This is a genomic window from Bradyrhizobium sp. URHD0069 (assembly GCF_000701345.1).
Lineage (GTDB): Bacteria > Pseudomonadota > Alphaproteobacteria > Rhizobiales > Xanthobacteraceae > Bradyrhizobium.
In genome coordinates, this window is record NZ_JNIJ01000011.1 from 114,747 (window position 1) to 135,453 (window position 20,707).

A 20,707-nucleotide genomic window follows, 5' to 3' on the forward strand; every position below is an offset into this window, starting at 1 on the left:
CGCAGGCACTGGCGTCGGACCATGTGGTCAAGACGATCCGCAGCAGACGCGGACAAGATGTCCGCAGGCCCACACTTGGTGAGGAGAATGACGCCACCGCGAAGGAAACCCGACCTTGCTCCAATGCAAGGTCACGGCGCAGGTGAGGTGAACAGCAGCTGCTAGCCGTCATTGCGCCGCCGACAATCTGACCATATCCGCGAGATTGAGGCGCAAAGGCCACGCGCTTGAGGTCTCGAACACAAGCTGGTGCCTACCAGACCTTCTTCGCAAGGCGAAGATAAACGGGCCCCGCGATGCTCCAATGCACCGGGGCCCTCTCAATTTTTCGATCAGCGCTCGCGCACCCCCACATTTGCCGCCGGTAGTCGGATCGGCGTAGCGAAACTGGGCGGTCCCGGCTGGCGTCCTCGGACGTCTTCAATCGAAGGTCTGGCGACTATGTCCGCTTGCCAGGACGAGTTCCATGTCCGGTTCCGCCGGAACTTGAACCCCAGCCGTAAGGTTATTTTAGTCTGGAGGGCGGCTATGATGAGACGAGGTTTGCTCTGCTTCGGCTTCTTGATGATGTGGCCCGGTTCCGGCTTCTCCCAGCCTGTGAAAACGCCGTCACCCGCGTTTTACGTTGTCCTGAATTCTTTGACCAAGAGCTGCACCGTCGTGGACAAGTTGCCGCGCACCGACACGCCGAACATCACGGTTGCCAGCGACGCGATCTATCCAACACGAGCCGAAGCCGAGACTGCCATCAAAAGTCTGAAGCCATGCAGTCAATGAACCGACCGCTGATAAACTTCCTTGTGAGCCGCCTGGCGACGGCTCTGTCCGGGGCAACTTGAAATCGACCGATCGCGTTTCTACATAACGTCTGCCGAGGCGAATTCGTGCAGCCTGCACATGGGTTTTTGATCGATCTCAACTTCCCGCACAGCCAATCGAACGCTCGATTGCTCCTTTACTGCAGCGCCCCTCGATTATGTCGCACCCGACAACTTCCCAAATGAACGCCGCCACGGCTATGCCGGCGGCATAGGGACCAACATGAGAACCACCCCACAGCCGCGCCCGAACTCGAAAATCGCGGCCAATGCCGCCCTGCGAATGCCTCAGTTCCGGAACTCTGAAACTTCCGGGCTACGCCAGCCCAACGCGAGGGCTCCTCAAAACGCCCGCATGAAATATGAACATTACCTGGCGCTGGCGCGCGCCGAAACTCTGGCCGGCGACCAGATCGCGGCGGAGAATTACTATCAGCATGCCGAACACTATTTGCGTTCAATGCGCGAGCACGCGAACTAGCCGCCGCCAGGCTGCCCGCTCCAAAGCAATTTTCGGCCGATTTGGAGGCTAACTAGACGCCGCCGGACAGTTGCTCAGGCCAATTGCGGCCGGAGCTGAAGATGCAGGTCCAGCTGTGAGCCGACAGATCCGAGAAGGAGCTGGTAGGCACGGTCGACGATTTCGTCCAGTGACCGGGTACGCGCGAACATGGCTTGTGCTTGAGCCAACAACTCGTCGCGAGTTGGTAGATGCAGCGTCGTCAGCACGTCAGCGGTATGGCAGCGCGCCTGGCTAAGCTCCCGCAGCGCGATCAATTCGGATGAGCGCAAGGCCGACGTGATAGCCAACGCGATCCGTTCCGGGTTGAAACGTGCGGCGAGCTGCTCGGCCGCGCGGTTGATGACGCGCGCTCCGAGCCGCTGTTCATTGCGCATCACCTGCTCAGGCGGGGTCTTGAGATCCCAGACGATACCAAGCCAGGAGAGCGCCCGCAGGATATAGTAGGTTGTGTCAAGCTCCCACCAGCGGAAGCCCTGGCGCACGCTGCTCTGATAGGCATGATGATTGTTGTGCCACCCCTCGCCCATCGTGAAAATGGCCAGGATCCAGTTGTTGCGGGATTCATCGCCCGTCACATACCGTTTGCGCCCGTGAACATGTGCGAGAGAATTGATGCAAAATGTTGCGTGGTAAAGCAGCACTGTGCTCCACAGGAATCCGACCACCAGACCGGACCATCCCGCGGCGAGAAAACAAAGAACAGCGACAACAACCGCCGGCAAGACTTCGAACTTATGCAGCCACATCAATTCGGGAAACTTGGCGAAATCCGCGACCTTCACCAGGTCGGCCTTGTCGTGGCGCCGATCGAAAATCCAACCAAGATGGCTATAGAGGAAACCCTTGTGTCCGGGCGAATGCACGTCTTGAGGGGTATCGGAATGCAAATGGTGGTGCCGGTGTTTCGCCGCCCACCACAGCACGCTTTTTTGCGCATTGCTTTGGGCGAGGAACGCAAGAATGAATTGAAACACCCTGCTCGTGGAATAGGAGCGATGTGAGAAGTAGCGGTGATAGCCCGCCCCGATCGCGAACATCCGCAGCACGTAGAGCGCTGCGCAGATTGTGATTGCCTGCCATGTAACGCCGGACCAGATCGCCGCGACGCAGCCTAGATGGATCAGGACAAATGGAAGAGCGGACGGGTAGACGATGTCGTCATGCGCGTCATCGATGGTGATATTATGCGACATTTTAGTGATGCTCTTGTCAGTTATGCTCTTGCTGAACATAAAGGAACCCGCCGCTGGCGGACCAGACGGCGGGTTGAACTATAGACTTTCTTGCCGGTACATCCGTAATCAAAAAGCCACAACTCGGTTAGGCGGCGCGCAGGTTCTCGGCAGCAGATTTGCCAGTCCGGCTGTCTGCGACGATTTCGAAAGAAACCTTCTGCCCCTCATTGAGGGTGCTCAGACCGGCGCGCTCGACCGCACTAATATGAACGAACACATCCTGGCTGCCTTGGTCCGGCGCGATGAAGCCGAAGCCCTTTTGGTTGTTAAACCACTTCACAGTTCCCGTCGTCATGAGAGAGTCCTTTAGTACGTGTGTATTTTTATGACCGCGTCAAACGCGCTCTGCTAAGTCGAGATCTGGAGAGAGGTTCGTCAGTCAGGCACGCTGTTAGCGGCGAGGCCAAGTCGTTCGGCCGAAACTCGATGAAGCAATGCATGCTCGTTTTATAGCAGTTTGGCAAGAGCCCGTATCGCTTTGAACCAAGGAGAAATAGCGGCCTCAGCGTATGTATTGCCGGTACAGAGCTATGCTGCCGAACGATCGTGGCCTCGCGCAGGACGGAACCGGGTATACTTGTCGAGACGATTTGCCGCACGATCCTGAAGTTGCTCGCTCTGATTATGCTTGCAGGAAAAAAATCTTGTCCCTCAGGCGCCGTCGGGCCACAAGATCCGCAACTCCGCAGCCTGGATGAGCTCGATTTGCTCGGAAAAACGGTTGCGATAGAGCGTCATCAGCGCATCGTGGCCGGCGTCGGATGAACTGCAGAGGGCGTCCTCCACGATAACGACGCGAAAGCCGAAATCGACCGCATCGAGCACAGTCGCTAGCACGCAGACGTCCGTTTCCGAGCCAGTAATGACAAGTGTGCCGATACCCTTTTCCGAAAGAAGCGATGCGAGCGGCGATTCGGTAAATGCCGAATAGGCCGGCTTATTGATGACGTGAGCTGGAGGCGCAAACCGCTGGAGGGCCGGGACGAGTTCCAACTGCGACGAGGCAAGCTCGGCCCGCGTTGCGCGATGCCATTTGCTGAAATAGCGGCGCCAGCGTCCAGGCCGGTCTTCGGGATGCACGGGCGTTATGAACCTTGTGAAGACGGTGCGATCCGCGTGCCGCGCGGCGATATCGACGATCGACGGCACCACGCGTTCCATCCACGGCGATTCCCAAATGCCGCCGCTGGAGAAGATGTTTTGCATGTCGATGGATAGGTGCACGGCGTCGGTAATTGGTTCGACCGGCGTATCAACCGCCATAGCGCTGGGGCTCCTATTTTGGGCAAACACCGCTTACAATTAGGCCGAAGGTGCCGGCGCAGGGAACGCATTGACAAAGCCTTGCATTGACAACCTTTTGGCCAATTAAAAACCCCGTCATCCACCGAAGTGAATGACGGGGCTTTCGAGCGTTCACTTTGTTGAGAATTTATCCTTTTCAAAGTTACTTGCTCTTAGAAGCGCTAACGCGGACCCGTCGGAATCGTTCCGGAGTTTTTCGTGTTCCGTCGAATTTATTTTTGACCGCCCAAACGGGAGTAACTTCGCAAGAACTGATGAACACGAGTAAATTGCGCTCGAGCCAACAGGACGATTGAACGCGCGGACCGGAACTCAAACGCAGTTACAATTTCGCAGTTTCCGGCTTTGCGATCTTGCGATGCCGCTTTGCAAGCATGGCAGCGGGGTGATGCTCGCAACCGCAGACTAAATCTCGTTGTTGAGACCGGTGACGACATCTCCATCCCGCGCATCATCGTTTACGACCGGCGCCGCCGTCTACCGGTACGCGGCTTCGTTTCGACGCGTGAAACGGGAACAAGTGGCCGGCGCGTGTCTTATCATTCCCAGTCGACGCAGAGGAATTCAGGATTACGAAAGTCTGGACCACGAAAGCCCTGGCATGGCACGGCAAGGGCGATATTCGCTGTGAAACCATTCCCGATCCCCAGGACCGACGAGATGCCATTATGCGCCAAGGACGGCTGGATCAAGGTGGTCGTGAAACCGTGACAATGCGATGGCCCGCGTTCTGATCGGCACGTCAGGATGGCATTACGATTCCTGGCGCGGACCGTTCTTTCCCAAGAGATTGCCGCTCAAAAACCAGCTTCAATATTATGCCAGCCAGTTTTCGACGACCGAGCTTAACGGCGTATTCTATCGGACACCGACACCCGAAGCCGTGAGAAATTGGCGCGAGCAGACCGGGAGGGATTTCGTTTTCGCCTGGAAGGCATCCAAATTCATCACCCATTGGAAACGCCTCTCGCCAAGTTCAGTGAACAGTCTCGAACTGCTAGAGGATCGCCTGTCGCTGCTCGGCGACAAGATCGGACCCATCCTGTTTCAGTTGCCGCCGAACTTTGAATCCAACGCCGACTGCCTCGTCGCCTTCTTCAAGCTGCTTTCGAAGAAGCGCCGCTATAGTTTTGAATTCCGTCATCCCAGTTGGTATGCGCCGCGGATTCTACGATTGCTATCCGAACAGAATATTTCGCTCTGCATCTCAGATCATCACGATGCGCCGGCGCCCTGGAAGCGCACTGCCGATTTTGTCTATGTCAGGGGGCATGGACCTCAAGGCCGATACAAAGGGCACTATCGGCCGAACGCGCTTGCGGATTGGGCCAAGCGCATCAAATCCTGGAAGAAGCAGGGCTGCGACGTATTCGTCTATTTCGACAACGATCAAAAGAGCGCAGCGCCTGCGGATGCCATCCGCTTGAAGGGCCTTCTGGCCGCCAATTAGCCGCCTCAGCGGAAATTGCGCGGCAGCGATTATGGATGTGCGTAGCGGCGTGCGCGTTCCAACCGCGATCTGGTGGTAGTCAGGCAAGCGGACCGCAGGCCGCGTCAATGAAAGACAGCACAGTGCACTGCATGGCTCGCTCGTTCATGCCAAGCCGGCGAGTCCTTACTTGCTGTCCGGAGCAATCTTCCGTTATGGCATCGCGCCTAAAGAGAAAATTCCTGCCGCGAAATCTATACCGGTCAGAGTCCGGGCTCACTCGGCGGCCCACGCATGAAAGCGGTCGTCGTAAACCAGATGATCGGCATGCAATGAAGCGCGGACATCCGGTCAGTGGCTAACCTTTTGGTCATTGACACCAAGCGCCGTTCCGCTGCCGGTCTCTCGGCCGGGTACGCTAACAATCACCTCGGGGCCGCTCGCGGATAGCAAGCGAAGCGGCGACGGCAGATTCAAACGCCACCTCCTTGCTTGCATAGTCGTTCCGGGCGGCCCCATCGCTCCAGCCGTCTCCCTTCGATATGACCTTGTATTCAGCTAAACCCATTGGGGAACCTCCATTCCAACGGAAAACGCTCCGGCACGGGAACCGTTCCACCCTTGCGCCGGACGGTTATCCAACCAATATCGCCTCACTTTCGCGCTGCATCCCGCTGCAGAACCAATCCACCTCCGCGGCTTGTTTCAATCCGGAGCATTGCAAATGCTGATGCGAATACTGCTCATGATCCTGCTTTCGACTCCCGCGGCCGAGAGTGCTGCGGCAACCGCCGCCGAAAGCGAGGAAGAGCTCTCAGTCAATCTGGCGGGGATTGGAGCCAAGACGTGCGGCTATTGGCTTTCCAGCCAAAACCATAAATCGGAAGGCGCGGTCTGGATCTATGGGTTCTGGAGCGGCCTCAATTACGTAGCGGCCGCCAGCCAGCAAGATCAGTCAAAAGCAACCAGCAGTGCGATGATTGCTGCCGTTGAGACGGTGTGCAGGCGCGAACCCTCGCGCGTTTTGGCAGCGGCGGCTTGGTCAGCCTATATCGACCTCAACCAACGATAGCTCCCTCCTCGCTCATAGCAGCCACCCTGGGGTTCGCGTCGCCAAGATTCGACGGAACAAAATATCCAGCGGCGGCTTTTCGGATTGTCCGGCGCGACGATCGGGGTCACTGGCGGCAAGCCTTTTTTGTGAACGACGGCTTCTGGAGATGCACGAAATCTTATCCGATCGATGGAGGAAGAGACGGATGCGATTGCCGGTGCGGAGGCAGTGCTGCTTGAGATTCACCGCACCATTTCACGACGGACGATCGGAAACATGACGTCATAGCTCGGCTAAAGCTGAGCCCGAAGGTGCTTGAAAGCGAGAGACAAGGCGCTAACTTTCTGACTCGGCTGATCCCCACGCTCGAACCGTGGACGCAGTAAGATGCATATGAAGGTAATGGCAGAGCAATTCGTGCTGCAGGGCGGCAAGCTTGTCCATACGCCGACTGGCGCCACCTTCTGGCTTGGCGACAGGGACATTGTGTGCTGCGAACGCGGCCACCTTAATCTCGAGACCGGCGATGACTATAAGCTCGACGAACTAAAAGACGAAGCTTGGCGTATCATGACGACTGAGCGCAAGTCGGTCACGTAAGGAACTCACGCGATCTTGGTCGATTGTTCTGCACGTCATCTCCTGAAAAGCCAATAGCTGGACCAAGAGAGATGAGCGGGCCTTTTATCGATTAGAAGATCGAGCCGGCAGAAGTTCAAGCGCGTGTGACGGGAGAAATAGTGCCACTCTATCACTTCGATCTTGTCAATTCCGAAACGGTCGTTGATGAAGGCGGAGCGGAATTGTCGGACGACATCGCGGCAATGGATACTGCGGAAACTCTTGCCAAACGGCTCCTTCAGGAACGGCCAGAGCTGAAGAACCGGCATTACGCCATTCTGGTTACGAATGAAGATGGCGACGAAATTTGCCGGATCCCGCTCGACATCATCCACTGAGAACACTCCATGAAAGAGAAATCGGACGAGGAAGAACGCATTCAGAAAAAACAGGGCGGACATCACGTGCCGCCGCGCCCACAGGACGGACCTCCGCTCGATGATACCGATCGGAATACCGACAAAGTGATCAAGCCGAGCAGCCGCAAGCCCTAGCTGCCAAGGCGCGGCGCCTGCCCCTTGAAGGAACTGCCGGTACGCCGCGCGCCTAGGATTGCCACGGCCGAGCGGACGTCCCGTTTTGTACCGGGGCTTTTTTGATGGAGGCCCTCCCGAAGTGCAGAGGCTCCGCCAACGCTTTCAGGCGCGATGATGGCGAGATCTATCCCGCTATGTGCGGTGGCTGATCGTCGGTTTTTGGCTCAGTTCCAATCAGTCTCTCGTAGTGCCGTTTCACCGCCTCGTAACATTCACATGCACTTTCCTGCAGCGCCTCGTCGTCGAGGATCTGGATTTTGCCGCGGGAGTACGTGATGAGGCCCGCGGTTTGCAGGGTGTGAGCGACCGCGGTCACGCTGGTGCGTCTTACCCCGAGCATCTCTGCCAGATATTCTTGCGTGAGCAAAAGCGTGTTGCTGCCGGACAAATCCCTCGCGCGCAACAACCAGCGACAGAGCCTGGATTGGACATGATGGGTTGCGAAGCACGCGGCCGACTGTTGGGCTTGTGCATACACCGTCTGGTCGTGGCGGACTAACAGCGAGAGCAGTTTTGGACTTTGCAAAGCGGCCGACTTCAGTGCCTCCAAGCCGCACATCATCGTATCCCCGGCGAGTTGTACGACGGCCCGGCTCAGGGACATCCTACCGTCAAGAGCGGCGGAAGCGCCTACGACCCCGTCTGCTCCGACCATCGCGGCTTCGATCATCTCCCCACTCGAAAGCGGCACGACAAGCGAGATAACCGCCCCGGTTGGAAAATAGACGTGACGAATTTCTTCCTCTGCGTGAAACAGCACGTCATGCTGCTTGAGGCGCGTCTGCTTTAGATGAGATTCGAGAAATCTAAGATCGGCCTGCGAAAGCAGGCCTAGCAAAAGGTTCTTCATTGAACGCGCTCCGGGACGGGGGACAGGCGGGAGCGCGAAGAACTCTCAGCTATCCATGCCTGGCTGATCTCCGACAATGCTCACACGGTAAGCGCTGCACCGCAGATAGCCAGCGCTTTATCTCAGGTATGCATGTACCCGAAGCATGCTTCTGCTGCTGCAGGATGTCCTGGATCAGATCGGCAACGCCTGCCTCCGAACGGTGCGCGCATGTGGCAAAATTAAGAGATTGCGCAGCGAATTGCTCGGCGCGCAGCGAACGGAGGAGAGGGATCCCATCTGGCGGCGCGTAGCAGCGATGATTGCGCTCGCACAAATCGAAACGGGACGCGTAGCGTAGTGTCGACGACGGCGCAGACTGCCCCTTTACGCGCGAATACGCTCTCTGAGAAATTGAACGAGAATGACGGTCTTGGCATCGATGATCTCGCCGACCGCAATCATCGCGGCGGCCTGCTCTAACGTCGTCTCGATCACCTCGATGTCTTCGCCCTCCTCGGCCAGACCGCCTCCCTCCGACACCTTGTCCGCCGGCGAGTACGCGCAGATGAAGAACTCGATCTTCTCCATGATCGCGGCAGGGCTGACGTAGAGTTCGAATAGTCGTTCCACTCTTTCAATTCGATAACCGAGTTCCTCCTCCATCTCCTTGATTATTCGTGTCTCGGCTTTCTCCCCGTCCAACTTGCCGGCACAGGCTTCGACTGAACTCTCCAAACCATCCTGAAGATACATCGGAAGCCGCAATTGCCTGGTCAGCAGCACAGTCTTGCGTTCGGCGTCGTAAGGAAGAATGACGGCCGAATTGCCGTTGTCGTAGATTTCTCGCTTGCGCTGCCGCCAGTCTCCGCTGCGCATGCGCTGCTCGAACGTCACCCGGGTCAGCTTTCCCTTTTCATCGGCAAGCGTCTGCATCTCCGTGAGACGTACTATTTGGCTTTCTTTTTTCATGGCACCTCCGCTACTTTTCAAAATTTATGTTGTCCGCGAGCATGTTTGAACCGCTTGACGAACCGCGTCTAACCCAGACACGCCTCTCATCAGCGCGGTTTCTCCGGCTGCTCATGACGGAGGGCATGGGGCTTGGTCCACAGCCGGAAGTCGCCGTTTCCCCGCAGCTCCTTGTCAGCCATCGCGACAGCGCATACCCAACCCGCGCAAATTTACGCGGGTGAACTGCTAAGAGCGTGAGAAGTCAGGCCAGGCCGTAAATCAGCGAAACCAACAGCGCCGCAATCGCAAAGACGGCGAGCATGCACCTGATGGTGGCGACACGCTCGGTTTCGCGGATGGACTGGTCAATTGGAAAACGCATTTCAGCGCGCCGTTCCCGTCGTGTCCCCGGACGGACCCGCCGCCGGCGGTGGCGCCGGGTTGACGGCCGTCGATCCTGGGGTACCGCTTGGTCCGGGGTTACTTGCCACGTGCGGAGGATTCCACGGTCCCCACACCATCAGGGCGAACAGGAGAATGAACGCCGCCACGACTATCGTAATCGTTTCACGGCTTATCTTATCTTTCCGATTCTGATCATCCCGCATGCGCCTCTCCACTTCGATGAAGGAGAAAAACGCTCTCTTCTTGCGATGGTTCCGATTGTTTTCAGTCCGGCGCGGCCTCGGCAATTCCAAACGGCTTGCCCAACCTCGAGCGTCTTTTTAAGATCGACCAAGTCGGCTGGGTTTGTAATCCCTGAAGGACGCTGCTGGTGACAAACGTCGAACCGGCCTACTGAGGCAAGCACGACCCCACCCTGCGGGGCTAGGGCTTAGGGTCAAGGCCGTGCCGGCCACGGCTCTATTCGTGGCCTGCTAAACCAATCCAAAATTCCTTGGCCCAGTTCCAGCTCTTGAGATTTGTGCCAAAATTTTGTCTGAGTGTCCGCTATCGAACAGACCGGATCACCTCTGCGCCACTATCGTTTGGTCGGAGTGTGGGGTGATGCGTATTCCTTCTTCCATTGTCGAGCGACCCTTGTGTCCGACCTGCACACATAGGATGGGGCTAACTCGGATTTCTCCGGGTGAACGGGGCTTTGAGGAGCGGACCTTCGAGTGCAGCACCTGCCACCGCATCGCGAAAATTTCCTTCCCCGTGGACCCACTAAAGACTGACGCGTTGGGTTGGCTGGCCGGCGAGCTAAAGCCACCGAGCTAGCGCGCACGGATCTCGCTTCTACATTCCATTCCCAATGGGTGTGTGTATCTTTCCACCTTTCAAGGTCTTCCTTGCGGGCTCCGCCTTGCTGTTCTTTTTCAATCGGCCATTTCCTGGGCTTGTCGGTTTGTTTAGTGGATTTCCAGTCGGTCTGCTGGCGCGGGTCGTTGGTTGGTTTCTCTTTGCTCGTGGAGCACTTCGGAATGCCAGCCCCGGAAAGCTCGCAGCCGTTCCCGCAAGCCAGAGCTCTAATCCGGGGCTCCATCGTCCTCATCTGCCCATGCGGTTCGAGGGTTTTGCACGGGATGAGGCAACGGCCCCCGATGCTCTGCCACGCTGAGTAAATCCCTCCGATTGAACCACCGTTGACATTGCGGACATCGCAACATGTCGTCGCCGTCGAACGATCGTCCTTGGGTGCGGGTTCCGCGCTCGAACATACTAAGCTCGCGCATCAAGATCTAAGGCTAACGGCGTTGCGCAGGCGAGCCTCCTGGTAACTCGCCCCTTCCAGCCATGCTTCATTTTTTGCCAAATCTTTCAGCGCGCGTGCAAGCCGATGCGCGGCGCGCCGTTCTGCCCCTGGCGGCATCGCGCGCGCCTTACGCATCATATCGGCCGCAGCATGGCGGTAGGCATAGGAACGACGGAGGAACAGCAAATTGCTCATGGTTCGGCTCCTGATGGGAACACCATCATTACCCAGCATTCCTGAACGCTGCCTGAAAGCTGTTTTTCATTAAAATTCATTCACATCTCGCCAAGGCCGTTCACGGGAGATAACAGATCCTTGAGCGAGTGGCATACCAACAGGAAACTGGGAACTCTTCCACGCATCGTAAGTTTCACCCGCGTCATCTACCAAGGGAGATCATCCTCATGATGAAAACCAAGTTGTTGATCGGCGCGCTGGCAATCGCAGGGCTCGTCGCCTCGCCGCTCGTCGCGGATGCGAAATCGAAAAAGGACAGCAAGCAGCATTCGTCCACGACCAGCGGCGCCAACATGAAGTCAACGAAGTCAACGAAGTCCGCTACGGAAAATCCTTCAAGCCAGGGCAACGTTGGACCCGGCACGAGTAACGTTGGCGGCCCACAACCCGGCGGACGTTAGGCGTCGAAAAACCTACTCTTCGCAAGGCCCCGAGGACATTCGGGGCCTTCTCCTTAGGTCTGACAGTTTGCGGCAAACGTCGCCTTCGCAAGTGCTTTACACCTATGCAACGTGCCGCTGCGCCGCGGATGTGGAACACACAGCCACCGCCGGCAAGACCTCATGCGAAAGCGAAGGCGCGCCAGATCGAGGGACGCTCAAAGATGAGCAAGCGCCAACTGGAAAACGCGCCCGGGTTCCGCTGACGCACTTATGACGGCGGCGATCACGCTGCCATCTTTCGGCAGCTTTCGGCGCAAGTCTGGCACATGGCCACGCACTCCTCCATTCCGCCGATACGCTCGCAGTCTGCCGCGCATTCGGCGCAGATCTCGGCGCATTCGCGACACGTGTGCTTGTGATGGGGCGTGTTGATCAGCATGAAATGGGCTGACGTGCGGCACATCTCCGCGCATGCCATCATCAGACGAAAATGCGCTGGCTCGACGTGTTTTCCACCTGCTACCAGACAATGACTCATCGCCGTGCTGAGGCAGATTCTGTAACAGCTCAGGCAGGCCTCGATGCAGCGGTTCATCTCTTCGGTTATCGGCATTGCCTCGGTTCCTTTCCGAGTGAGGTTTGGGCAAGACAGCAAAAGGCTTACCAACCTGAGCGCTAGCAAACTCGAGGAGCGAATGCACAACGGCTCCGTCAATGATGGCGGGGCTTTGCTTGGGGTCTTCAGCCGCACGTTCCCTTCAGGAAAGAAAGGCCACTGACGGTCAATCGATCCTCATCGGTTTCGCCGTTGGCAACCAGGCTTTCCAGGTAAGTTTCAAGCTCTGGAAGCTTCCGCTCGAAATCATCTGCCATCCCCACGAGGACGCAGGTGTTTTTGATGCGCTCGATCGGCTTCTCGAAAACGTTGATTTCCGTGTGCATGGCAGTGCCCTCGATCCCGGGGAACGTACTCGCGCGAATTTCGTTCCTGAATATCAATGGAGGAAGCGATGCCATACGCTCTATTCGAAAATGACGCCAAGCTAAGCCGCGCGTTCCCTACCGAGGTGGATGCTTGGCGATGTGCCGAAGACAGCGGTCTTGTGGTCGCCGGCGTTCACGGGGAAAAGCGGCTCGAGGATAACTACGCCATTAAGCCCTGCCCGCCCGACTCCGAGGAAACGGCATGGCCCGGCATTGATCTATTCGGCATCAACAAGCTGACCTAGTTCTCCCAAGCCTGCCGTGGCAAGCGACCACCGCCGGATTGAGTCATCGCGGATGCCAATAGCGCCACTGCGCTGTCCGCAAGCGTGCTCGCCCCCAAAATTCGCAGCGTTCGATGCGCAAGTAACGTCCAACTGTCCTCCGCTCTATGACTGGTTATTTTGTAAAAGCTCAATATAGCGAGCTGCGGATCGTTCCAAGGTCTGGGCGCCGTCCGTCATCACCTGGCGTCCGGGAAAGGCGCCGTAAATCCGATCAAACTTCCACGGCACCAAGGTGTCGGCAATGCGGCGGACCGTCGCCGCCGAGAGCGGCATCATGTTGGGATAGCTCCAGAGGAACGAGACCCGGCTGACGTCCGCCGCCACCTGGAGAATATCCCCGCTCAAGATCGCACCGCGTCCCTCGGCGCCGTCTGCCCAATGAAGCACCGTTCCGCCAGGAAAGTGGCCGCCGAGCCGGAGCAGCGTCACGCCTTGCGCGATCTCCAGCGCGTCGCCCCGCCAATGGCGAATCGCCGGATCGGAGCGCATGATCCATTCGGCATCCGCGGCGTGCAGATGGACCGGGCAGTCAAAGCTGCGAGCCCAATCCTGCATGCGCGTATAATAATGCGGGTGCGAGATCGCGATCGCATGCAGACCGCCCAATCCGCGAACGAGCGCCTCGGTGGCATCGTCCAGCAAGCTGATACAGTCCCACAGGATATTACCTTGGGGGGTCCGCAACAGCAACGCGCGCTGGCCGATACCAAATTGCGGATGGGTGTGAATTTCGAGTAGACCCGCCTCCAGCTGCCGCCAACCATTAACGTGCCCGCTGGCGAGCTTCTCGGGCGTCGTCCAGACCTGTCCGCCGCGCGGCACGAACTGACGTTCATCCTCGCAGATCAGGCAGCGGGAGGGCGGCGCGGAAGTCTCGGGGTACGAGGTGCCGCAAGTGTCGCAGATTTGGATCGGCATCGAAACTCCTTCATCGCAAGCATGCAGCAGATGGCAGCTCGAAAGCCACCGTTATGATCTGAGACAATAAATCGCTGAGAGCATCCATGGAACATCATGATTGTGTCGACGAAGACATGTTTGTGCGTGGTCCTTCTCGACGGGGTGAGAAACGCTCGTTACGAGGCCCGCATTACCCTCCTCCGTCTCCCCTGCGCCTGACAATCCACACGAGGTCTCGAAAGCCCCCAAATTTCGGACCCTCGCCTCGTCGGCAAAAAGCCGGTATGGCGGCTCTTTCGTGACGTTCCCGATAACAAATGCGTGCGGAGTGTCGGTTAGCGAACACACTCCTGAACCGAATTCCGCTACTGTAACTCAGCGCAGCCCCACAGTTTGCGCTCCTCCAGTTGAAGCCCCGTTCCGCAGTCCCCTGCGGAACGGGGCTTTTACTATCCCAAGTATTATAGAGCGTACTTCTTCTCAATAGAGAACGAAGTCGGGCGGTCGCCACAAGACGACGACGCCAGTCCGGCAATATCCGCTGCGTGTCGGCGAACATAGCGAGTTTTTTCGCCAAGCCGGCTTCTCGGCTCGTTCATTGAAAGCCGTCCCGGGGAAGCCAGATCTTCTCAGATCTGGCGCCGACCGAGCGCAAGGATCTTTTCGGCGGCACGAAGGTGCGGCTTGTCGATCATCTTGCCATCGATCTTCACGACGCCGGAATTCGGATTATCCTTGAACGCTGCAACGACTTTCTGCGACCATGCGATTTCCTCATCGGTCGGCATGAAGGCCGCATTGACGATATCAACATGCTTCGGATGAATAACGGCTTTCGACAGGAAGCCGTCGTGCCGCGCGGCAATTGCTTCCTGCCTTAGCGCGGCCAGGTCATCGATGTCGGTGGCGATTGTATCGATTGCTACCACGCCGGCGGCCGCCGCGCTGATCAGGCAGAGATCGCGAGCCAAAAGAAACGGGCCGTGATAACGGCCGTTAGTTCGGTTGCGCGAGGAGCCGAGCGAAGCGGCGAGATCCTCGGCGCCCCACATCATGCCCCACAAGCGCGGACTGGCGCCCTCAAAGTCGAGCAATTTGAGCACTGCCCGTGCTGTCTCCGTCGCCACGACGACGATCCGAGTGCTTCCATGCTCAAAGCCCGATGCTGCCTCGAACGCGTCGAGATACAAGGCCAAGTGATTGACATCGGCCGCGCCGGCGCATTTTGGCAAAACGATTCCGTCGGGCCGGCCCGGCATAACGGCAGCGAGGTCGCCGAGAGTCATGCCGGTATCGAGTGCATTGACCCGAATGTATACTTTCTGGCCCGGATTGCGCGCATCAAGCATGCCGCGTGTGATGGCCCGCGCGGCAACCTTCTGGTCCGGCGCGATTGAATCTTCCAGATCGAGTATCAAAGCGTCGGCCGCCGTCTTCTTCGCGCTTTCGAATTTACGGACGCTATCGCCGGGAACAAACAAGAATGATCGCATCGCATCAAGCTTTCGGTCTGCAGTGCATCAAGCCGGTGCGCCGACAGCTTGCAACCACCTCACCGCGCTGATTTGTCGCCGTATGCTCGAATTCAACGACGCCCTGAGTCGGCCGCGATTTGCTGGCGCGCTTTGAAATGATCTTGGTATGCGCCTTCAGCGTGTCGCCGTGAAACACCGGCTTCGGAAATTTGACGTCGGTCATGCCGAGATTGCCGACCGTTGTGCCAAGAGTAGTATCGTAGACGCTCATGCCGATCATGATTGCGAGCGTGTAGAGGCTGTTAAACAGCCGCTGACCAAATTCAGTATTTTCCGAGAAATGGGCGTCGAGATGCAGCGGCTGCGGATTCATCGTCAGCAGACTGAACATTGTATTGTCCATCTCGGTAACCGTCCGGCTGAATTCATGATGAAATTCCTGACCTATCTCAAACTCCTCGAAAAATAATCCCGCCATCATTTCCCCTTCCCAGTTGTTGGTTTCCTCAGTTTCCTCAAATGTCGATTATTCACGGTCAGCGCCCGGTATATTTCGGCGGCCGCTTCTCAACGAAATCGACAAGTCCTTTCTCGCACTCCTGCGTGGTCGCGACCAGCCCAAAACTCTCGGCGGCACTCTTGATCACGCGACGATAGCCCGCGTAACGCCCGCCTAAAGGCGTCGCGATCGACCTTCATGACGATGGGTCACTTCGCGGCCAATCGCCGCGCAATTGTGCAATCGCATCCGAGACGGTGTAGTGAACGAGTTCAGTAGGCATGGCGCCCTGATCTCCCGTTGGTAACCCGCTCGAAGCGGGTTGGGTAAAGGGAAGAGGATGGTCATCGATGAGTCAAGCATCCGCGCGGGTGTTGCGCCAGCAAGCAATTCCTTGATCGGCATATCGGCCATCGATACAACTCCAGAAGGAAGCAATTTCCCTATCAACAAATAATCCAAATGTCCGCTTCCAAAAAAGGCGAGGAAAGTCGCGTGACAGACAGCGAGCGCGATGGCGCAGACACCCGTTATGAATGCGACGCGCTTGTGGTGGGCTCCGGCGCCGCCGGCATGTCCGCTGCGGTGACCGCAGCTCATCACGGCCTCAATGTTTTGATCGTCGAGAAGGAGCCGCTTTTCGGCGGCACCACCGCGCGCTCCGGCGGGTGGCTATGGATTCCCGGAACGTCGCTGGCGCGCGCATGGGGGATCGTCGAGAGCCCGGATGAAGCGCGAACCTATCTGCGGCACGAGGCGGGCAACAGCTTCGATGAGGCCCGGGTCAATGCCTTTCTACGTGCCGGGCCGGAAGCCGTCGACTTCTTCACCTCGCAAACATCGTTACGTTTCGACATGCCGTTGGTGTTTCCCGACTATCATGCGGAAGCGCCCGGCGGAACGCAGGGCGGCCGCTCGATGGTGACGCGGCCCTTCGATGGGCGCGAGCTCGGACCGCACATCAGTAATCTCGGCGCGCCGTTGCCGGAATTGATCGTGTTCGGCATGATGCTTGGGTCGGGCAAGGAGATCATCCACTTCATGCGCGCCTCCAAATCGCTGACCTCGGCGATCTATGTGGCAAAGCGGCTGTTCCGGCATTTCATGGATGTAATGCGCTACCGCCGCGGCATGACCCTCACGAACGGCAATGCACTTGCCGGACGCCTTGCGAAATCCGCATTCGATCTCAAGATACCCTTGTGGCTGTCGTCCCCCGTCCGCGACCTGATCGTCGAGAAGGGCGCGGTGCGTGGCGCCATGGTCGAACGGGAGGGACGGCTCGTTCGTGTCGTTGCAAAGCGCGGCGTCGTCCTTGCCTGTGGCGGCTTCCCGCATGACACCGCACGGCGCAAGGCGATGTTTCCGCATGCGCCGACGGGAACGGAGCACTATTCGCCCGGCCCAACAGGTAACACCGGCGATGGTCTGCGCCTGGCCGAGGCGGTGGGCGGGTGTGTGGAAGACACGTTCCCGAACGCCGCAGCATGGGTTCCGGTATCTGTCACGAAGCGCAAAGATGGCACAAGCGGCGTCATGCCACATTTCATCGATCGTGCGAAACCCGGCGTGATCGCCGTAATGCGCGATGGCGCGCGCTTTGCCAACGAGGGCAACTCTTACCACGATTTCGTCCAGGAGATGATGAAGACCGCAAAGCCAGGCGAAGAGATCGCCGCCTTCCTCATCTGCGATCATCGAACTCTGCGGAAATACGGCTTGGGATGTGTGCCGCCGTTCCCCATGCCGATCGGTCGCCACCTCAGCACCGGCTATCTGATGCGCGGCGATACGCTTGCGGCACTTGCTACCAAGGCCGGCATCGAAGCGAGAGCACTCGAGACCACGGTTACCCGGTTCAACTCATCGGCGGCGATCGGACAAGATCCCGCTTTCGGCAAAGGATCGCGCGCGTACAACCGCTTTCAGGGCGATGCGCTGCATGGACCGAACCCCTGCATCGCTCCGATCGAGCACAGACCTTTCTACGCAATCAAAATGGTCATCGGCGATCTCGGCACCTATGCCGGCATCAGGACCGACGAGAACGCACGCGCCCTTGACGCCGATGGTCATGCGATCGAAGGGCTCTATGCCGCCGGTAACGATATGGCCAGCATCATGGGCGGCAACTATCCCGGCGCTGGCATCGCGCTCGGGCCCGCGCTCACCTTCGGCTATATCGCGGGCCGCCATATCGCGAGCGGCGATCCACATTAACTTCAGAAGGTGGCCTTGATATCAGAACGTTGCCTTCAAGCCCGCGTAGAAGGCGCGCAGTTCACGCCAGCAGCTTCCCCTCTTCTCTTTGTTCCGCTGCGTCCCTCGGAACGAGAGCCTCAACAGTTACACCCTCCTCGCTCGAGGCGACGGTAAGGGTGCCGCCCAATGCCAATACCCGCTCGCGCATTCCTATCAAGCCCAGGCCCAATTTGTGATCCGGCCTCAACCCGCTGCCATTGTCGCGCACGCGCACCAGGGTGCATCCGCGGCTGCTGCGTTTTGCGCCCGAGGGCTGCTCCGCAGGTTCAATGATTACGTTGACAGACGTCGCGCTTGCGTGACGGAAGACATTTGTCAGAGCCTCCTGAACGATGCGGTAGATCGTCAAATCGGCCGTCTCTCCGGTCTCGCCGAGCGACGGCGAGATTGCCGTCTCGATGACTACACCGGGATGAGACTCGCCCCACAGGCGCAAGAGCGCGCCGAGCGCTTCGCGCAGGCCAAGCTCCGTCAGTCCAACGGGGCGCAATTTTTCAAGTACCCGCCGATTGAATTGCTGCAAGGCATTTACTTGTTCCAGTACGGCGCCCCCATGCTTTCGCAAGGCATCCGTATCCGGCTCGCGATCGTCTGCGATCCGCACGAGCGAGCTCGCATGCACTCGCAACGCAAAAAGATAGGGCCCGAACTCGTCATGCAGCTCCCGTGCGATTTCCTTGCGCTCCACGTCCTGTAGTGAGACGGCGCGTTCGGCCAGGCGTCTCTTGTCTTCGACGGCATCTCCCAAAGCTGCGGCAAGATGGTTCAGCTTGCTGCAGATCGCGGCCAGCTCGGGCGAGCCTCCCGGCTTCACGCGCGTGTCATAGCCACCGGCTTCAATATTCGTCATCGCCTCCGACAGCGCCTGAATCGGCGCGAGCGCCCGGTTGACTACCATCATCGTAATCAGAAAAAGCGCGACGGCGATCGCCGATCCGACCTGGAGTTGGGTAACGATTCCGTCCCAAATCTCGGTCATCTCGTCGTTCGGATGCGAGGTGATCACGAGCGATCCTGGTTTTCCATGGATGGAGATCGGGACGCTCACCGAAGTCTTTTCCGGGTGAACGAGCGCAACGAACCACGCAGGCACCGAGTGCGACTCACTATCATCGTTGGCGTTGTTGGTCGTAACAGGTCCGGTCTCGGTCGCATCATTCTGCCGGGTAATGCTGACGTGGCGCAGCCGGTTGAGGTCTCGAACGATCTGACTTAGCCTTACATCGGGGTCTGATGTTTCATTCAGGCCGACGACCAGCGTTTCGATGAATTCGCGCGCCAGCCGTATGACGCTTTGGTCTTCCGCCCGAACACGAGGCGCTGCCTCCAGCACAAGCCGCGCGATATTGATGGCCAAACCGAGCGTGAGAACGATCGCCAGAAGCATGTTGAGCCGGGCGCGCAAAGATAGTTTTTGCCACATCACATTCGTCCAATATCGCGCCCTGCCGTCGGATCCCCTACCAAGAGGAGCGTTGACAGAAAAAACCGGCGGCTATCTAATTGAACCGTACAGCAATTGCGCTTGAGTTGCATAACCGGAAGACGAAAGCGTCTCGATGGCGGATGTTTCTGTAGCTTGATCTAATGCGATGCAACAACAGTGCTGACGCGGTAGTTGGGACCAACGCCAATGCGTGTTCTGATTGTTGACGATCATCCCATCGTAGCTTCGGGTTGCCGTGCATTGCTCGCAGGAGACCCTGAGATCGCCATACTGGAAGCATCCGACGCGGAGAGCGGCGAGCAGGCGTTTGTCGCCGAACATCCTGATATCTGCGTTCTCGATATCAACTTGCCGACAGTGTCTGGATTTGAATTGGCGCGGCGCATTCTTGCGCATGCCGCGACCGCACGCATCATCATGTTCAGCATGAACGACGATCCGATATTCGCCACGCGCGCGATCGAAATCGGCGCCAAGGGCTATGTCTCAAAGTCCGGAGATCCATGCGACCTCGTTGAGGCCATACGTGAAGTGGGAAAGGGTGGGGTTTACCTGCCCCCGGGAATTGCGCAAAAGATTGCGTTCGCAGGACCTGCGCTCGCGCAGAGCCCGCTCTCGAAACTGACATCGCGCGAGCTCGAAATTTTGCGCTTGCTCAGCGCAGGCAAGAGTCTTTCCGAGATCGCGTGGCTTGTTCATTCATCATACAAGACGGTTGCCAATACGTCTTCGATTATGCGCCAGAAGCTTGGTGTGCGCACATCCGCCGAGCTGGTGCGGCTGGCGATCGAGAACAGCTTGGCCTGATCCCGCGGTTAGGTTCGTCCTTCAATTCGGACGTATGCCATCGTCGCGCCCGGGTGGGCTTCGTTGACCGGATAGATACCGGGGCCGGCTAAAACGCGCCGCATCAGCCTCATTCCATTAGCCGGTTGTTTGGCCGGGCGCCGGTTAGGCGTGGATGTTATAACGTAACGTCGGCGGTTGTCTCGATTTGTCACGCGACGTGACGTCTCGCTCGACATCTCTGCGCAAAGGTGCGCGATCAGGCCGCGGCGGTGCCGGATGCTCGCAATATCGAGAAAATTCGATCTTTGCACCGCGATGCAGCACATTTTGTTCGCCACAGCGTTGAAAATTCAGGCCTGCCAGGCGGCCCTGGCTTTTCCAGCCAGCACGGCGGCCGATAGAAAAATCGACACGATTGAATCGCAAGCCTTATGAATCATA

Annotated in this window: 23 protein-coding genes; 10 read left to right on the forward strand and 13 right to left on the reverse strand. The window is 58.0% G+C overall.

Annotation, left to right across the window (positions count from 1 at the left end):
* Positions 1-1,101: 1,101 nt before the first annotated feature.
* Positions 1,102-1,299: a DUF4167 domain-containing protein gene (locus N554_RS42630; protein ID WP_256378723.1), complete on the forward strand. Its 198-nt coding sequence runs from the start codon at positions 1,102-1,104 to the stop codon at positions 1,297-1,299.
* A 74-nt stretch (positions 1,300-1,373) separates the two neighbouring features.
* On the opposite strand, the gene N554_RS0105980 is transcribed toward N554_RS42630, so the two are convergent.
* The 3 genes from N554_RS0105980 to N554_RS0105990 form a co-directional block, all read right to left on the reverse strand.
* Positions 1,374-2,534 (reverse strand): acyl-CoA desaturase, encoded by a 1,161-nt coding sequence (locus N554_RS0105980; protein ID WP_029582651.1) that lies wholly within the window; start codon positions 2,532-2,534, stop codon positions 1,374-1,376.
* A gap of 127 nt (positions 2,535-2,661) precedes the next feature.
* The gene (locus N554_RS0105985) at positions 2,662-2,871 is read right to left on the reverse strand and encodes a cold-shock protein (protein WP_029582652.1); all 210 of its coding nucleotides are present in this window, start codon (positions 2,869-2,871) and stop codon (positions 2,662-2,664) included.
* Positions 2,872-3,227: 356 nt separating this feature from the next.
* Complete coding sequence (locus tag N554_RS0105990; RefSeq protein WP_029582653.1) at positions 3,228-3,839, reverse strand: cysteine hydrolase family protein; 612 nt, start codon at positions 3,837-3,839, stop codon at positions 3,228-3,230.
* Between the two features lie 760 nt (positions 3,840-4,599).
* Here N554_RS0105990 and N554_RS0105995 point away from each other — a divergent pair.
* The 5 genes from N554_RS0105995 to N554_RS39615 all read left to right on the forward strand — a co-directional run bounded on the left by N554_RS0105995 (position 4,600) and on the right by N554_RS39615 (position 7,479).
* Positions 4,600-5,331 (forward strand): DUF72 domain-containing protein, encoded by a 732-nt coding sequence (locus tag N554_RS0105995; RefSeq protein ID WP_029582654.1) that lies wholly within the window; start codon positions 4,600-4,602, stop codon positions 5,329-5,331.
* A gap of 724 nt (positions 5,332-6,055) precedes the next feature.
* Positions 6,056-6,382 (forward strand): hypothetical protein, encoded by a 327-nt coding sequence (locus N554_RS0106000; RefSeq protein ID WP_156041798.1) that lies wholly within the window; start codon positions 6,056-6,058, stop codon positions 6,380-6,382.
* Between the two features lie 369 nt (positions 6,383-6,751).
* On the forward strand, positions 6,752-6,964 hold the full coding sequence (locus tag N554_RS0106010; RefSeq protein ID WP_156041799.1) for a hypothetical protein: 213 nt from the start codon (positions 6,752-6,754) through the stop codon (positions 6,962-6,964).
* Between the two features lie 140 nt (positions 6,965-7,104).
* Positions 7,105-7,323, forward strand: coding sequence for a DUF6894 family protein (locus N554_RS42880; RefSeq protein ID WP_029582657.1), 219 nt, complete (start codon positions 7,105-7,107; stop codon positions 7,321-7,323).
* A gap of 9 nt (positions 7,324-7,332) precedes the next feature.
* A complete protein-coding gene (locus N554_RS39615) occupies positions 7,333-7,479 on the forward strand; it encodes a hypothetical protein (protein WP_156041801.1) in 147 nt (48 codons plus the stop codon).
* Positions 7,480-7,645: 166 nt separating this feature from the next.
* Here the strand turns inward: N554_RS39615 and N554_RS0106025 are convergent, their stop codons facing one another.
* The 6 genes from N554_RS0106025 to N554_RS35460 all read right to left on the reverse strand — a co-directional run bounded on the left by N554_RS0106025 (position 7,646) and on the right by N554_RS35460 (position 12,565).
* Positions 7,646-8,371 carry a Crp/Fnr family transcriptional regulator gene (locus N554_RS0106025; protein WP_051677341.1) on the reverse strand — a complete coding sequence of 242 codons (726 nt, stop codon included), beginning with the start codon at positions 8,369-8,371 and terminating at the stop codon, positions 7,646-7,648.
* Between the two features lie 366 nt (positions 8,372-8,737).
* Positions 8,738-9,322 (reverse strand): NUDIX domain-containing protein, encoded by a 585-nt coding sequence (locus N554_RS0106035; protein WP_029582660.1) that lies wholly within the window; start codon positions 9,320-9,322, stop codon positions 8,738-8,740.
* A 1,660-nt stretch (positions 9,323-10,982) separates the two neighbouring features.
* On the reverse strand, positions 10,983-11,198 hold the full coding sequence (locus N554_RS0106045; protein WP_029582661.1) for a hypothetical protein: 216 nt from the start codon (positions 11,196-11,198) through the stop codon (positions 10,983-10,985).
* A gap of 184 nt (positions 11,199-11,382) precedes the next feature.
* Positions 11,383-11,589, reverse strand: a complete 207-nt coding sequence (locus N554_RS39620) for a hypothetical protein (protein WP_156041802.1) — start codon at positions 11,587-11,589, stop codon at positions 11,383-11,385.
* A gap of 317 nt (positions 11,590-11,906) precedes the next feature.
* Positions 11,907-12,236: a four-helix bundle copper-binding protein gene (locus N554_RS0106055; protein WP_029582663.1), complete on the reverse strand. Its 330-nt coding sequence runs from the start codon at positions 12,234-12,236 to the stop codon at positions 11,907-11,909.
* Between the two features lie 128 nt (positions 12,237-12,364).
* Entirely contained in the window at positions 12,365-12,565 is a 201-nt protein-coding gene (locus N554_RS35460) for a hypothetical protein (RefSeq protein ID WP_029582664.1), read from the reverse strand.
* Between the two features lie 68 nt (positions 12,566-12,633).
* On the opposite strand from N554_RS35460, the gene N554_RS0106065 reads away from it, so the two are divergent.
* Positions 12,634-12,852, forward strand: coding sequence for a hypothetical protein (locus tag N554_RS0106065; protein ID WP_029582665.1), 219 nt, complete (start codon positions 12,634-12,636; stop codon positions 12,850-12,852).
* Between the two features lie 144 nt (positions 12,853-12,996).
* On the opposite strand, the gene N554_RS0106070 is transcribed toward N554_RS0106065, so the two are convergent.
* The 3 genes from N554_RS0106070 to N554_RS0106080 all read right to left on the reverse strand — a co-directional run bounded on the left by N554_RS0106070 (position 12,997) and on the right by N554_RS0106080 (position 15,747).
* On the reverse strand, positions 12,997-13,812 hold the full coding sequence (locus tag N554_RS0106070) for an MBL fold metallo-hydrolase (protein ID WP_029582666.1): 816 nt from the start codon (positions 13,810-13,812) through the stop codon (positions 12,997-12,999).
* Between the two features lie 611 nt (positions 13,813-14,423).
* Positions 14,424-15,287, reverse strand: coding sequence for an HpcH/HpaI aldolase/citrate lyase family protein (locus tag N554_RS0106075; protein WP_029582667.1), 864 nt, complete (start codon positions 15,285-15,287; stop codon positions 14,424-14,426).
* A 4-nt stretch (positions 15,288-15,291) separates the two neighbouring features.
* On the reverse strand, positions 15,292-15,747 hold the full coding sequence (locus tag N554_RS0106080; RefSeq protein WP_029582668.1) for a MaoC family dehydratase: 456 nt from the start codon (positions 15,745-15,747) through the stop codon (positions 15,292-15,294).
* A gap of 516 nt (positions 15,748-16,263) precedes the next feature.
* Here N554_RS0106080 and N554_RS0106090 point away from each other — a divergent pair.
* On the forward strand, positions 16,264-17,988 hold the full coding sequence (locus N554_RS0106090) for an FAD-dependent oxidoreductase (protein ID WP_029582669.1): 1,725 nt from the start codon (positions 16,264-16,266) through the stop codon (positions 17,986-17,988).
* Positions 17,989-18,049: 61 nt separating this feature from the next.
* Here the strand turns inward: N554_RS0106090 and N554_RS0106095 are convergent, their stop codons facing one another.
* A complete protein-coding gene (locus tag N554_RS0106095; protein WP_029582670.1) occupies positions 18,050-19,453 on the reverse strand; it encodes a histidine kinase in 1,404 nt (467 codons plus the stop codon).
* A 210-nt stretch (positions 19,454-19,663) separates the two neighbouring features.
* On the opposite strand from N554_RS0106095, the gene N554_RS0106100 reads away from it, so the two are divergent.
* Both N554_RS0106100 and N554_RS39625 read left to right on the forward strand, forming a co-directional pair.
* Positions 19,664-20,284 carry a response regulator gene (locus N554_RS0106100; protein ID WP_029582671.1) on the forward strand — a complete coding sequence of 207 codons (621 nt, stop codon included), beginning with the start codon at positions 19,664-19,666 and terminating at the stop codon, positions 20,282-20,284.
* A 258-nt stretch (positions 20,285-20,542) separates the two neighbouring features.
* Positions 20,543-20,701 carry a hypothetical protein gene (locus N554_RS39625; protein WP_156041804.1) on the forward strand — a complete coding sequence of 53 codons (159 nt, stop codon included), beginning with the start codon at positions 20,543-20,545 and terminating at the stop codon, positions 20,699-20,701.
* The last annotated feature ends 6 nt before the right edge of the window (positions 20,702-20,707 follow it).

What these genes read in the sequence shown, in the direction of transcription:
- N554_RS42630 (WP_256378723.1), top strand. Translation starts at nt 1,102, where the DNA reads ATGCCTCAGTTCCGGAACTCTGAAACTTCCGGGCTACGCCAGCCCAAC.
- N554_RS0105980 (WP_029582651.1), bottom strand. Translation starts at nt 2,534, where the DNA reads ATGTCGCATAATATCACCATCGATGACGCGCATGACGACATCGTCTAC.
- N554_RS0105985 (WP_029582652.1), bottom strand. Translation starts at nt 2,871, where the DNA reads ATGACGACGGGAACTGTGAAGTGGTTTAACAACCAAAAGGGCTTCGGC.
- N554_RS0105990 (WP_029582653.1), bottom strand. Translation starts at nt 3,839, where the DNA reads ATGGCGGTTGATACGCCGGTCGAACCAATTACCGACGCCGTGCACCTA.
- N554_RS0105995 (WP_029582654.1), top strand. Translation starts at nt 4,600, where the DNA reads ATGGCCCGCGTTCTGATCGGCACGTCAGGATGGCATTACGATTCCTGG.
- N554_RS0106000 (WP_156041798.1), top strand. Translation starts at nt 6,056, where the DNA reads ATGATCCTGCTTTCGACTCCCGCGGCCGAGAGTGCTGCGGCAACCGCC.
- N554_RS0106010 (WP_156041799.1), top strand. Translation starts at nt 6,752, where the DNA reads ATGCATATGAAGGTAATGGCAGAGCAATTCGTGCTGCAGGGCGGCAAG.
- N554_RS39615 (WP_156041801.1), top strand. Translation starts at nt 7,333, where the DNA reads ATGAAAGAGAAATCGGACGAGGAAGAACGCATTCAGAAAAAACAGGGC.
- N554_RS0106025 (WP_051677341.1), bottom strand. Translation starts at nt 8,371, where the DNA reads ATGAAGAACCTTTTGCTAGGCCTGCTTTCGCAGGCCGATCTTAGATTT.
- N554_RS0106035 (WP_029582660.1), bottom strand. Translation starts at nt 9,322, where the DNA reads ATGAAAAAAGAAAGCCAAATAGTACGTCTCACGGAGATGCAGACGCTT.
- N554_RS0106045 (WP_029582661.1), bottom strand. Translation starts at nt 11,198, where the DNA reads ATGAGCAATTTGCTGTTCCTCCGTCGTTCCTATGCCTACCGCCATGCT.
- N554_RS0106055 (WP_029582663.1), bottom strand. Translation starts at nt 12,236, where the DNA reads ATGCCGATAACCGAAGAGATGAACCGCTGCATCGAGGCCTGCCTGAGC.
- N554_RS35460 (WP_029582664.1), bottom strand. Translation starts at nt 12,565, where the DNA reads ATGCACACGGAAATCAACGTTTTCGAGAAGCCGATCGAGCGCATCAAA.
- N554_RS0106065 (WP_029582665.1), top strand. Translation starts at nt 12,634, where the DNA reads ATGCCATACGCTCTATTCGAAAATGACGCCAAGCTAAGCCGCGCGTTC.
- N554_RS0106070 (WP_029582666.1), bottom strand. Translation starts at nt 13,812, where the DNA reads ATGCCGATCCAAATCTGCGACACTTGCGGCACCTCGTACCCCGAGACT.
- N554_RS0106075 (WP_029582667.1), bottom strand. Translation starts at nt 15,287, where the DNA reads ATGCGATCATTCTTGTTTGTTCCCGGCGATAGCGTCCGTAAATTCGAA.
- N554_RS0106080 (WP_029582668.1), bottom strand. Translation starts at nt 15,747, where the DNA reads ATGGCGGGATTATTTTTCGAGGAGTTTGAGATAGGTCAGGAATTTCAT.
- N554_RS0106095 (WP_029582670.1), bottom strand. Translation starts at nt 19,453, where the DNA reads ATGTGGCAAAAACTATCTTTGCGCGCCCGGCTCAACATGCTTCTGGCG.
- N554_RS0106100 (WP_029582671.1), top strand. Translation starts at nt 19,664, where the DNA reads ATGCGTGTTCTGATTGTTGACGATCATCCCATCGTAGCTTCGGGTTGC.
- N554_RS39625 (WP_156041804.1), top strand. Translation starts at nt 20,543, where the DNA reads ATGCTCGCAATATCGAGAAAATTCGATCTTTGCACCGCGATGCAGCAC.